Here is a 12,471-nt window from a genome sequence, read left to right as displayed (position 1 = left end):
CCTCTCCTGTTCGCTGCGGTCCGGGCCGGGTCAGACGAGCTTCTGCTCGGCCAGGAAGCCCACGAGCTTCTCCGCGCCGTCGCCCTCGTCGGTCACCTTGACGCCCTCGCCCTTCGGCGGGCGGCCGGTGACGTCGACGACCGCGCTGGTGGCGGTGGCCAGGCCCACGCCGGACGGGTCGACGCCGAGGTCGGCCAGCGACTTGGTCTCCACCGGCTTCTTCTTGGCGGCCATGATCCCCTTGAAGGAGGGGTACCGCGGCTCGTTGATGGTGTCCCAGGTGGACACGATGGCCGGCAGCGGCGCCTCCAGCGCCCAGAAGCCGCCGTCGGTCTGCCGCTCGACCTTGACCGTCGAGCCCTCGACGGTGAGCTTCTGCGCGCCCGACAGCTGCGGGATGCCCAGCCGCTCGGCCAGCAGCGCCGGCATGACCGCGACCTGGCCGTCGGTCGAGGTGGCGCCCATGAGGACGAGGTCGTACTCGAGCTGCTGCAGCGCCGCGGCCAGGACCCCGGAGGTCTGGATCGCGCACGAGCCGTGGATGGCGTCGTCCTGCACGTGGACGGCCCTGTCGGCGCCCATCGACAGGGCCTTGCGGATCGCGTCGGTGGCGCTGGCCGGGCCGACGGTCAGGATGGTGACCTCACCGCCCTGCGCCTCCTTGACCTGCAGCGCCTCCTCGATGGCGTACTCGTCGATCTCGTTGATGACGTTGTCCGCGGCGGCGCGGGCGACGGTGTTGTCCGACGGGTCCAGCGAGCGCTGGGTGCCGGAGTCGGGGACCTGCTTGACCAGAACGACGATGTTCATCGCCAGACCTACCTCCGCGATCGGTCATGGGGGACGCGGACCCGCGGGCCCGCCTGACTCCGATAGTGGAGGCTACTGCCGGGTAACGGGGCGCCGTGCCGGGGTGCGGGTGACCCCGCTCACCCCGTCCACCGGCCGGTCGCGCAGAACTCCTCGAGCACCGCCGCGTACGGCGCCGGGTCCAGCCCCTGCGCGGCCACCCAGGCGTCGGAGTGGTAGGTGTGCGCGTACCGCTCGCCCCCGTCGCAGAGCAGGGTGACGACGCTGCCGGTGCGCCCGGCGGCCACCATCTCGGCGACGAGCCGGTAGGCGCCCCACAGGTTGGTGCCGGTGGAGCCGCCGGCCCGCCGCCCGGTCGCCCGCTCGAGGTGGCGCACCGCCGCCAGCGACGCGGCGTCGGGGACGCGGATCATCCGGTCGACCACCGAGGGCAGGAACGACGGTTCCACCCGCGGCCGGCCGATCCCCTCGATGCGCGACGGCGTGCCGGTGGTCCACGCCGGCTCGTCCTCCACCCAGCCGGGGAAGAACGCGGAGTTCTCCGGGTCGACGACGGCCAGCCGGGTCGGGTGCCGCCGGTAGCGCAGGTAGCGGCCGAAGGTGGCGCTGGTGCCGCCGGTGCCCGCGCCGACGACGACCCACTCGGGCACCGGGTGTCGCTCGAGGGCCAGCTGCTCGAACACCGACTCGGCGATCGTGTTGTTGCCCCGCCAGTCGGTGGCCCGCTCGGCGTGGGTGAACTGGTCGAGGTAGTGCCCGCCGCACTCGTCGGCCAGCCGGCGGGCCTCGTCGTAGACGTCGGAGGCGCGCTCGACGAAGTGGCAGCGCCCGCCGGCGAACTCGATCAGCGCGACCTTCTCCGGGCTGGTGGAGGCCGGCATCACCGCCACGAACGGCAGGCCCAGCATCCGCGCGAAGTAGGCCTCGCTCACCGCCGTCGACCCGCTGGAGGCCTCGACGACGGTGCTGCCCTCGGTGATCCAGCCCGAGCACAGCGCGTGCAGGAACAGCGAGCGCGCCAGGCGGTGCTTGAGGCTGCCGGTCGGGTGGGTCGACTCGTCCTTGAGGTAGAGGTCGACGCCCCACTCCGGCGGCAGGGGGTGGACCAGCAGGTGGGTGTCGGCGCTGCGCACCGCGTCGGCCTCGACGACGGCGACGGCCCGCTCCACCCACGCGCGCCCGGCGGGGTCGGACCGGTCGACGTCGAGGACCTCGGGACCGACGACCTCGGGACCGGGCGGCGGGGGCTGGCTCACCCGGCCATCCTCGTGCACGCCCGCTCCCCTCCCCGCGGACACTCCGTCGCCGGGTGCTGGCGGTGGGGCGGGACGCGCGGCGGCCGGTGCCGGGGCGGTCCGGGTGGCCCCGGGAGGAGGCGGTGGGCTCCCTACGCTCCGGCGCGCACCCGATCCCCTGCCGGTGACGGCCGCCCGCGGTGGCCCGGCCGACCAGCCGAGGAGCCCCGATGTCGCGCGAGTTCGGCCCCTACGTCCTGGAGGACCTGCTCGGGACGGGCGGGATGGGCGAGGTGTGGCGGGCCCGCGACACCCGCCGCCAGCGGCTGGTGGCGCTCAAGCTGCTGCCCGAGAACCTCAACGGGGACCCGGAGTTCGCCAGCCGCTTCCGGCGCGAGTCGCACGTCGCGGCGCGGCTGCGCGAGCCGCACGTGGTGCCGATCCACGACTACGGCGAGATCGACGGCCGGCTGTTCATCGACATGCGGCTGGTCGACGGCCGCGACCTCGGCGACCTGCTCCGCGAGGGGCCGCTGCCGCCGGCGCGGACGGTGGCGCTGCTGTCCCAGGTCGCCGACGCCCTGGAGGCCGCGCACGCCGACTCCCTGGTGCACCGGGACGTCAAGCCGAGCAACGTCCTGGTGACGCCCACCGACTTCGTCTACGTCGTGGACTTCGGCATCGCCCGCTCCATCGGCAGCACCCGGACGTCGCTGACGATCACCGGCGCCACGGTCGGGACGCTGGACTACATGGCGCCCGAGCGCTTCACCGACCAGCCGATCGACGGCCGGGTGGACGTCTACTCCCTGGCCTGCGTCCTCGCGCAGTGCCTGACCGGCCGCCGCCCGTTCCGCGGCGAGGACCTGCCCGCGCTGCTCTACGCTCACCTCTACGTCGACCCGCCCCGGCCCAGCGAGCTGGTGCCCGGCGTCCCCCCGGCCCTCGACGCGGTCATCGCCCGCGGCATGGCCAAGCGTCCCGAGGACCGCCACCCGACGCCCCGCGCGCTGATCGACGCCGCACGCCGCGCCCTGGAGCCGCCCGCCGCCCCACGGTCCGGGACCTCCTCGACGGCGACCGTGCCCGCGAGCACGGTGACGGCCCCGACCGCCGTGCTGGGGGTGCACTCGGGCGACGGCACGCACAGCTCCGTGCAGCAGCTGCCCGCCCTGCCGCCGCCCGTGGTCCCGTCCCGTCCCCCGGCCGGCCGGCGCCCGGGACGGCGGGTCGCGCTGGCGGCCGCGCTCGTCCTCGCCCTGGTCGCCGCGGGCCTCGCCGTGCTGCTGTGGCCCCGCGACGACGGCGGGGCCGACGCGGCGGCCGGGACCCCCTCCGGCTCACCGGAGAGCACCCTCGCGCCCGAGGGGACCAGCCCGGCCCCGACGCCGAGCGGGCCGCCGCCGGCCAGCCTCGCGGTGCCGACCCGGCTCGGCGACCCCATCCGCGTCCCCGCGACGCCGGGGTACCTCGCGATCGCGCCCAACGACCGGTACGCCTACATCGCGCACCGCGACGCGGGCGTGGTCAGCGTCCTCGACCTGACCTCGCTGAGCGTGAGCGCCGAGATCCGCATCGAGGCCGGGCCGCCGCGGTTCGTCACGTTCTCCCCGGACGGCAGCCGGGCCTACGTCACCGTCTACGACGACGCCGACACCGTGCACGCGGTCGTCGTCGTCGACACGGCCACCACCGAGGTGCTGCAGACGGCCCCGGTCGGGCTGCGGCCCTACGCCCCGGAGGTCTCCCCCGACGGCACCCGGCTCTACGTCCCGCTGCACGACGAGGCGCGGGTGCAGGTGCTCGACACCGCCACCGGCGAGGAGGTCGACTCCTACCCGGTGGCGCCGAACCCGCACTGGATCGCCGTCTCCTCCGACGGCCGGCGTGCCTGGGCGGCCAACCACGAGTCCGGCGTGCTGTCCGTGCTCGCCCTGGACGACGGCGGGCGGGTGCTGCAGGAGATCCCGGCCGGCGTCGCCCCGCACAGCGTCGCGATCTCGCCGGACGGCAGCCGCGTGGCCGTCGTCTCCTTCGGCAGCCACGAGATCCGCCTCGTCGACGCCGCGACCGACACCGTCGTCGACACCGGTCCCGTGGGCCGCAGCCCGCAGGACGTCGCGTGGGCGCCCGACGGCCGGCACCTCTACACCACCGACGTCGACGGGAACACGATGTCGGTGGTCGACGCCGCCACGCTCGACGTCACCGCCTCCCCGACCCCGGGCACGTCACCGACGAGCGTGGCGGTGTCCGCGGACGGGCAGCGGGCCTACGTCACCAACCTCGACGACGCCACCGTGGTGGTCTACCGGCTCACGGCGTGACCGGGGCGGCCGGCTCGACCAGCACCGGCCGCTCGGCGGGGGTGACGGTGACCGGCGTCCCGGGCGTGAGGCCCTGGCTGCCGGCGCTGGGGACGTCGGCGCGCACCTCGACGCCGTCGGGCAGCGCGACCGCCAGCCGCGTGGTGGCGCCGGAGAACGTGCGGGTGACGACGCGGCCGGTCCCCCGCGGGTCGGCCTCGACCGCCAGCGCCTCCGGGCGGACCAGCGCGGACGCCGGACCGGGCGGCGGCGTGGCGCCCAGCACCTCGCGGCGGACCCCGAGGAACTCGACGTCGCCGTCGCCGAGCACGGCCGGGATGCGGTTCATCGTGCCGACGAAGGAGGCCACGAACGCCGTCGCGGGGCGCTCGTAGAGCTCGTCGGGCGAGGCGACCTGCTCCAGCCGCCCGGCCCGCATGACACCGACCCGATCAGCCACCGACAGCGCCTCGGCCTGGTCGTGGGTGACGAACACCGTGGTGGTGCCGAGCTCGAGCTGGATGCGGCGGATCTCCTCGCGCAGCTGCACGCGCACCTGGGCGTCGAGGGCGGAGAGCGGCTCGTCGAGCAGCAGCACCTGCGGGGCGACGGCGAGCGCGCGGGCCAGCGCCACCCGCTGCTGCTGGCCGCCGGAGAGCTGGTGCGGGTAGCGGCCGCCGCGGTCGGCGAGGCCGACCAGCTCCAGCAGCTCCGCGGCGCGGCCGGCCCGCTCGGCCTTCCCCCGGCGGCGCACCCGCAGGCCGTAGGCGACGTTGTCGGCCACGGTCATGTTCGGGAACAGGCTGTAGGCCTGGAACACCATGCCGACGTCGCGCCGGGCGGGCGGGAGCCCGGTGACGTCGCGGCGGTCGAACCACACCCGCCCGGCGTCGGGGACCTCGAAGCCGGCGATCGCGCGCAGCGCCGTCGTCTTGCCGCACCCCGAGGGCCCGAGCAGGGCGAGGAACTCCCCGCCGGCGATGTCCAGGTCCAGCCCGTCGAGGGCGAGCACCGAGCCGTAGCGGCGCGTCAGCCCCTCCAGCCGGACGCCGACCGGCGCCTGCTCGCGCAGGTCGGCGGGCGCGGCGGCGCGGGGAGCCGAGGGGACGGCGGTCATGCGGGGTCCTCCTCGCGGCGCCGGCGGTCCAGCGCGGAGATGAGCAGCAGCAGCACCCAGGTGAGCAGCAGGGAGAGCACCGAGACGGCGACCGACAGCCGCGGCTGCGAGCCGGAGATGCGCACGATCCAGGTGGGGAAGGTCTCGAAGCCGAGGACGGCGGCGACGGTGAACTCGCCGAGGACGAGCGCGAGGGTGAGGAAGGCGGCGTTGAGCACCGAGGTCCGCAGCACCGGCAGCACGACGGTCCCCATCACCCGCGGCCAGGAGGCGCCGAGCACCCGCGCGGCCTCGGTGAGCGTGCGCAGCTGGGCACCGCGGACGCCGGCGTCCAGCGCCCGGTACACGAACGGCAGCGCCAGGACGACGTAGACGAGCACCAGGATCCACGGCAGCGCCGGCTCCTGGAGGGCGAAGAACGCCTCGGCCAGCGGCGTGCCGTAGAAGTGGTCCGGCGCCCAGGCCAGCACGCTGCGCACGCCGACCACCAGCGCGATCGGCGGCAGCAGCAGCGGCACGAGGGTGAGGAACTCGACCAGCGGGCGCAGCCGCGGCAGCCGCAGCTCCACGAGCACCACCGTGGGCACCACGAGCAGCAGCGCGACGAGGACGGTCAGCACCCCGAGCAGCAGCGAGCGGCCGAAGGTCTCGGCGAACCCCTCGGCGGTGGGGATGCCCGTGTAGGCGTCGGCGGTGAGCCCGTCGCGGCCCCGGACGGTGAACCACACCGAGGCGCCCAGCGGCACGAGGAAGTACAGGCCGAGGACGGCGAACACCGCCCAGCGCCACCAGCCGCGTCCCTGCCGGGCGGACCGGACCGGGGTCCCCGGCTGCACACCGCCGGCGCCGGCCACCGCCGCGGTGGAGACGCCGGCCGTCGTCGCGCTCACGACAGCCACCGCGACGTGCGCCGCTGCACCCAGGTGTAGAAGACCATCACCAGCCCGACGAGCACGACCATGCCCAGCGCCAGCGCCTTGCCGAGGTTCTCCGCGCCGACGACGACGTTGCTCGACAGCGAGTCGGCGATCTGCAGCGTCACCAGCGGCAGGCTGGAGCCGACCAGCGCCCGGGCGGTGGCGTAGGCGGCGAAGGCGGAGGCGAACAGCAGCACCGTGGCGCCGAGCACCGGCGGGGCGAGGACGGGCCCGCCGACGTGGCGCCAGTACTGCCAGCGGCTGGCGCCCAGGACGTCGGAGGCCTCCCGCCACTGCGGCCGCAGCGCCTCCACCGCGGGGACGATGGTCAGCACCATCAGCGGCACGAGGAAGTACAGGTAGACCACGGCCAGGCCGGTCATCGAGTACAGCGAGAAGCCGCCGAGGCCGAGGGTGTCGGTGAGCAGGGCGGTGACGACGCCGGCGGTGCCGATGGTGGCGATGAACGCGAACGCCAGCGGGATGCCGCCGAAGTTGGCCAGCACACCGGAGGCGGTGAGCACCAGCCGGCGCAGCAGCCGGCCGCGCCGGGTGCCGACGACGGCGAAGGCCAGCGCCAGGCCGAGCACCGCGCCCAGCACCGCGGTGACCGCCGACAGCCGCAGGCTGCCGAGGTAGGCGCGGCCGTAGGCGCCGCCGGTGACCGTGCCGATGTTCGCCGTGGACCAGCTCTCCTCGAAGGTGACCGGGTCGGTGGCGCGGAACGCCTCGACGGCGAGCACGACGACCGGCAGCAGCAGGAAGACCGCGACGTAGAGCAGGAACGGCAGGACGCCGAGCGCGGGCAGCAGCGCGCCGCGCCGGCGTCCCCTGCGGGACGCCGGCGCGGTGGGTGCGGGTGCGGTGCTCAGCCGGACATCTCCTGGTTCCACCGGGTGGCGACCACCTGCTGGGCGGCGCTCTCCTGCTCCTGGGTGGGGAAGTCCGCGGTGCCCTCGACCGGCGGCAGGGCGGCGAGCGCCTCGGCGTCGGCCGTGCCGGCCTCCTCCATCGCGGGCAGGCGCACCGGCCGGGCGCCGCCCCGCAGCCAGATGTTCTGGCCCTCGTCGCTGTAGAGGAACTCCTGCCACAGCCGGGCGGCGGCCGGGTGCGGGGCGTAGGCGCTGATCGCCTGGCTGTAGTAGCCGCCGAACAGCCCGTCGCTGGGCACGTTCACCTGCCAGTCGACGCCCTGCTCGGCGAACGTCGCGGTCTGCGCGGCGTTGAGGTAGTCCCAGTCGATCGAGAGGGGCGTCTCGCCGCTCTGGATGGTCGCCGGGGTAATCTCGACCGGGTTCCAGTTGCCGGCGTCCTTGACCTGGGTGAAGAAGTCGATGCCCGGGCCGATGTCGTCGAGGTCCCCGCCGGTGGCCAGCGAGGCCGCCCACACCCCGGCGAAGGCCGCCGCGGCCTGCGTCGGGTTGCCGTTGAGGGCGACCTGGCCGGCGTACTGCGGGTCGAGCAGCTGCTCGAACGAGGTCGGGCACTGCGCGATCACCGAGGCGTTGCAGCCGATGGAGATGTAGCCGCCGTAGTCGTTGTACCAGTGCCCCTCGGGGTCCTTCTGGCCCTCGGGGATCTCGTCCCAGGTCTCCACCTGGTAGGGCGCGAGCAGGTCCTGGGCCTGGGCCTGCCGGGCGAACGCGGTGCCGAGGTCGAGGACGTCGGGCGCACGGTCCTGGCCGCGCTGGCTCTCCACGGCGTTGAGCTCGTCCTGGCTGGAGCCGGTCGGGTTGGCCTCGTCGATCTCGATGCCGTACTTCTCGCTGAAGGTGTCGAGCATCTCGCCGTAGTTGGCCCAGTCGCGGGGCAGCGCGATGACGTTGAGCGTGCCCTCCTCCTGCGCGGCCTCGACCAGCGCGTCCATGCCGCCGAGGTCCTCGGCCGACGTGGCGCTCGCCGCGTCGGTGCCGCCGCCGGAGCCGCCGCTGCCGCCGTCGTCACCCCCACCGCAGGCCGACAGCACGAGGGTCGCGGCCGCCAGCACGGTCGCGGTCCTCAGGGTGGGGGTCGATCGCACGGGTCCTCCAGGGGGGCGGGGGTCGGCCGGGGCGGCCGAGCGGATGGTGGCAGAACCGCACCGTGCGGCGGGGCCGAACCGGGTGACGGCGCGGGGAACACTCGGCGTCGGCGGGCTCAGCGGCCGCTGAAGGTGGCCTTCCCCGGCCCGTTCTCCAGGAACGAGCGCATGCCGGTCTTCTGGTCCTCGGTGTCGAACAGCTCGGCGAACAGCCGGCTCTCCAGCTCCAGGCCGCCGTCGAGCGGCAGGTCGAGCCCCTCGTCGACCGCCCGCTTGGCGGCGGCCAGCGCCAGGGGCGGGCCGGCGGCGAACTTGCGCGCCATCGCCACCGCCGTCGGGTAGACCTCGGCGTCGGGGACGACGGCGTCGGCCAGGCCGATCTCCAGCGCCTCCTCGGCGCCGACGTGCCGGCCGGTGAACACCAGGTCCTTGGCCTTGGCCGGGCCGACCAGGCGCGCCAGCCGCTGGGTGCCGCCGGCACCGGGGATGACGCCGAGCAGGATCTCCGGCTGGCCGATCCTGGCGCCGGCGCCCATCACCCGGAAGTCCGCGCACAGCGCCAGCTCGTAGCCGCCGCCGAGGGCGTACCCGGTGATCGCGGCGATGACCGGCTTGGGGACGCGGGCGACGGTGGTGAAGCTGTTGGTCAGCTCGCGGCCCCAGGCGACCATCGACCGCCCGTCGAGCTGCGACATGGCCTTGATGTCGGCGCCGGCGGCGAACACCCGCTCACCGCCGTACAGGACGACGGCGCGCACGTCGGCCCGCTCGCCGGCCTCCAGGGCCGCGGCGCGCACCTCGGTGTGCAGCTGCTCGTCGATCGCGTTCATCTTGGGGCGGTCGAGGCGGATGGTGCCCACCCCGTCCTCGACCGACAGGGTCACGAACTGCGGCGCTGCTGACATGCCGGGCACCCTAGCCAGGCGCCCCGCCCCAGGGTGCTCAGCCGCGGCGGCGGGCGGTGAACCGGCCGTCGGAGCGCTCCAGGCGCAGCGGCAGCCCGAAGGTGGTCGACAGCGCGTCACCCGTGATGACCTGCGACAGCGGGCCGGAGGCGACGACGGCGCCCTCGCGCAGCAGCAGCGCGTGCGTGTAGCCCGGCGGGATCTCCTCGACGTGGTGGGTGACCAGCACCTGCGCCGGGGCGTAGAGGTAGCGGGCGAGGTCGGACAGCCGGCTGACGAGGTCCTCGCGGCCGCCGAGGTCGAGACCGGCGCCGGGCTCGTCGAGCAGCAGCAGCTCCGGGTCGGGCATCAGCGCGCGGGCGATCTGGGCCCGCTTGCGCTCGCCCTCGCTCAGCGTCCCGAAGGGGCGGTGGGCGATCGCCTGCACCCCCCACTGCTGCATGAGCGTGGCGGCACGGGTGAGGTCGTGGATGTCGTAGCGCTCCCGGCCCCGTCCGACGACGGCGTACCCGGCGGACAGGACGACGTCGCCGGTCCGCTCCCCCGGCTCGATCCGCTGGGCGAGCGCGGCGCTGGTCAGCCCGATCCGCGGGCGCAGCTCGAAGACGTCGACCGCGCCCATCGTCTCGCCGAGCAGCCGCACCTCGCCGCGGGTCGGGTGCAGGTGCGCGCCGGCCAGCTGCAGCAGCGTCGTCTTGCCCGCGCCGTTGGGCCCGAGCACCACCCAGCGCTGCTCGGGCAGCACCGTCCAGTCGACCCCGCGCAGCAGGTACGAGGTGCCGCGGACGACGTCCACCCCGCGCATCCGGACGACCGGCTCGGCTCCGGCGGGCCGGGGGGACACTCCACCGCTCGAGACGGCGCTGCTCGACACGGCCCCATCCAACCAACTGCCCTGATCCCTCCGCCCGACGGACGGACCGTGCAGTATCGGCGGGTGATCACCGCCGACGACAGCCCCGACGACGCGGACGTGTGGCCGGGGTCCCCCGCGCCGCTGGGCGCGCACTGGGACGGCACCGGCACGAACTTCGCTCTGTGGTCGGCCGGTGCGACCGCCGTCGACCTGTGCCTGTTCGACCCCGACGGGACCGAGCACCGTCACCGGCTGCAGGAGACCACCCACCAGGTCTGGCACGGCCGGCTGCCCGGCGTCGGCCCGGGACAGCGCTACGGCTACCGGGTGCACGGCCCCTACGACCCCGGCGCCGGCTGGCGGTGGAACCCCGCCAAGCTGCTGCTGGACCCCTACGCGCGGGCGGTCGACGGCGAGCAGACCCTCGACCCGGCGCTGTTCGGCTTCCGCCCCGACGCGGCCACCCCCGACGGCCGCGACTCGGCCCCGTTCGTGCCGCGCGGCGTCGTCGTGCACGACTCCTTCCCCTGGGACGGCGACCGGCGGCCGGGCACCTCCTGGTCGGACACCGTGATCTACGAGGTGCACGTCAAGGGCGCGACCATGCGCCACCCCGAGGTCCCGCCGGCGCTGCGCGGCACCTACGCGGGCCTGGCGCACCCGGCGTTCGTCGAGCACCTGCAGTCGCTCGGGGTCACCGCCGTCGAGCTGCTGCCGGTGCACCACTTCGTCAGCGAGCCGCACCTGTTGCGCCGCGGGCTGACCAACTACTGGGGCTACAACTCGCTGGCCTTCTTCGCCCCGCACGCCGCCTACAGCTCGGCGGGGTCCGGCGGTGCCCAGGTGACCGAGTTCAAGGCGATGGTCAAGGCGCTGCACGCGGCCGGCATCGAGGTGGTCCTCGACGTGGTCTACAACCACACCGCCGAGGGCGACGCCACCGGCCCGACCCTGTCGCTGCGGGGCATCGACAACCCCGGCTACTACCGGCTCGACGGCGCCAACCCGGCCCGCTACACCGACTACACCGGCTGCGGGAACACCCTCGACGTCCGCCGCCCGCAGGTGCTGGCGCTGCTCATGGACTCGCTGCGCTACTGGGTCACCGAGATGCACGTCGACGGGTTCCGCTTCGACCTCGCCGCGGCGCTCGCCCGCTCGATGCACGACGTCGACCGGCTCTCGGCGTTCTTCGACGTCGTCCACCAGGACCCGGTGGTCAGCCAGGTCAAGCTGATCGCCGAGCCGTGGGACATCGGCGAGGGCGGCTACCAGGTGGGCAACTTCCCGCCGCTGTGGACCGAGTGGAACGGCCGCTACCGCGACACCGTGCGCGACGTGTGGTCCGGGGCGCACGTCGGCGTGCGCGACCTCGCCTACCGGCTGACCGGCTCGTCGGACCTCTACCGCTCCGACGGCCGGCGCCCCTTCGCCAGCATCAACTTCGTCACCGCGCACGACGGGTTCACCCTCGCCGACCTGGTCACCTACGAGCGCAAGCGCAACGAGGCCAACGGCGAGGACAACCGCGACGGCGAGAGCCACAACCGCAACTGGAACTGCGGCGTCGAGGGACCCACCGACGACCCGGAGGTCCAGGAGCTGCGGGCGCGGCAGGTGCGCAACCACCTGGCCACGCTGCTGCTGTCCACCGGCGTGCCGATGCTCACCGCCGGCGACGAGCTCGGCCGCAGCCAGGGCGGCAACAACAACGCCTACTGCCAGGACAACGAGGTGTCCTGGATCGACTGGGACGGCGTCGACGCGGACCTGCTGGCCTTCGTCCGCCGGCTGCTGCAGGTGCGCCGCGACTCGCCGGTGCTGCGCCAGGAGGCGTTCTTCGAGGGCCACGAGATCCCCGCGACCGGCGGCACCCGCGACGTCGCCTGGTTCGCCCCCGGCGGCGGCCAGCTGACCACCGGGGACTGGTTCGACGCCGGCCTGCAGACGGTCGGCATGTACCTCGACGGGCGCGCGATCCGGCACCGCGACCCGTACGGCCGGCCGGTGGTCGACGACTCCTACCTCGTGCAGCTGCACGCGGGGCCCGATCCGGTGACCGTGCACCTGCCCGGGGCGCCGTGGGCCGACGGCTACGAGTTCGTCGTCAGCACCGAGTACGCCACCGGGGCACCGCCGCGGCCGGCCGTCGTCGCGCCGGGGCCGATCGAGGTCCCGGCCCGCACGGTGTGGCTGCTGCGGGTCCTCCGCCGCCCGTGACGCCGTCCGGGTCGGGGTCCGCCGGGATCAGGTGACCTGATCGTGGCGCGTCCTCCCGCACGGTGGGACGTGAGGGAGGACGCCC

10 protein-coding genes are annotated in these 12,471 nt (G+C 74.8%); 2 read left to right on the top strand and 8 right to left on the bottom strand.

The genetic code is table 11. The annotated features are described in order from the left end of the window. Positions 1 to 30: 30 nt before the first annotated feature. Both ACI8AD_RS20515 and cds1 read right to left on the bottom strand, forming a co-directional pair. Positions 31 to 810, bottom strand: coding sequence for an electron transfer flavoprotein subunit beta/FixA family protein (locus ACI8AD_RS20515; RefSeq protein ID WP_456872377.1), 780 nt, complete (start codon positions 808 to 810; stop codon positions 31 to 33). Between the two features lie 119 nt (positions 811 to 929). After that, positions 930 to 2,066 (bottom strand): L-cysteine desulfhydrase Cds1, encoded by a 1,137-nt coding sequence (gene cds1, locus ACI8AD_RS20510; protein WP_456872376.1) that lies wholly within the window; start codon positions 2,064 to 2,066, stop codon positions 930 to 932. A gap of 209 nt (positions 2,067 to 2,275) precedes the next feature. Between cds1 and ACI8AD_RS20505 the strand changes: the two genes are divergently transcribed. Next, entirely contained in the window at positions 2,276 to 4,372 is a 2,097-nt protein-coding gene (locus ACI8AD_RS20505; RefSeq protein ID WP_456872375.1) for a protein kinase domain-containing protein, read from the top strand. Here ACI8AD_RS20505 and ACI8AD_RS20500 read toward each other — a convergent pair. The 6 genes from ACI8AD_RS20500 to ACI8AD_RS20475 form a co-directional block, all read right to left on the bottom strand. Continuing rightward, on the bottom strand, positions 4,362 to 5,468 hold the full coding sequence (locus ACI8AD_RS20500) for an ABC transporter ATP-binding protein (protein WP_456872374.1): 1,107 nt from the start codon (positions 5,466 to 5,468) through the stop codon (positions 4,362 to 4,364). The genes ACI8AD_RS20505 and ACI8AD_RS20500 overlap by 11 nt on opposite strands. Continuing rightward, positions 5,465 to 6,358 carry an ABC transporter permease subunit gene (locus ACI8AD_RS20495; protein ID WP_456872373.1) on the bottom strand — a complete coding sequence of 298 codons (894 nt, stop codon included), beginning with the start codon at positions 6,356 to 6,358 and terminating at the stop codon, positions 5,465 to 5,467. Before ACI8AD_RS20495 ends, ACI8AD_RS20500 begins: the two co-directional genes overlap by 4 nt. Next, positions 6,355 to 7,278: an ABC transporter permease gene (locus ACI8AD_RS20490; protein WP_456872372.1), complete on the bottom strand. Its 924-nt coding sequence runs from the start codon at positions 7,276 to 7,278 to the stop codon at positions 6,355 to 6,357. The genes ACI8AD_RS20495 and ACI8AD_RS20490 overlap by 4 nt, the downstream gene beginning before the upstream one ends. Then, entirely contained in the window at positions 7,254 to 8,405 is a 1,152-nt protein-coding gene (locus ACI8AD_RS20485) for an ABC transporter substrate-binding protein (RefSeq protein WP_456872371.1), read from the bottom strand. Before ACI8AD_RS20485 ends, ACI8AD_RS20490 begins: the two co-directional genes overlap by 25 nt. A 116-nt stretch (positions 8,406 to 8,521) precedes the next feature. Next, complete coding sequence (locus ACI8AD_RS20480) at positions 8,522 to 9,310, bottom strand: enoyl-CoA hydratase/isomerase family protein (RefSeq protein ID WP_456872370.1); 789 nt, start codon at positions 9,308 to 9,310, stop codon at positions 8,522 to 8,524. A gap of 37 nt (positions 9,311 to 9,347) precedes the next feature. Next, complete coding sequence (locus tag ACI8AD_RS20475) at positions 9,348 to 10,115, bottom strand: ABC transporter ATP-binding protein (RefSeq protein WP_456872369.1); 768 nt, start codon at positions 10,113 to 10,115, stop codon at positions 9,348 to 9,350. 132 nt (positions 10,116 to 10,247) lie between these two features. On the opposite strand from ACI8AD_RS20475, the gene glgX reads away from it, so the two are divergent. Continuing rightward, entirely contained in the window at positions 10,248 to 12,386 is a 2,139-nt protein-coding gene (gene glgX, locus ACI8AD_RS20470) for a glycogen debranching protein GlgX (RefSeq protein WP_456872368.1), read from the top strand. Positions 12,387 to 12,471: the final 85 nt, after the last annotated feature.

The sequence above is a fragment of the Geodermatophilus sp. SYSU D00766 genome (assembly GCF_054049915.1).
The sequence above is the reverse complement of the archived record's forward strand: the minus strand, read 5'-3'. Positions and strand labels throughout refer to the sequence as shown.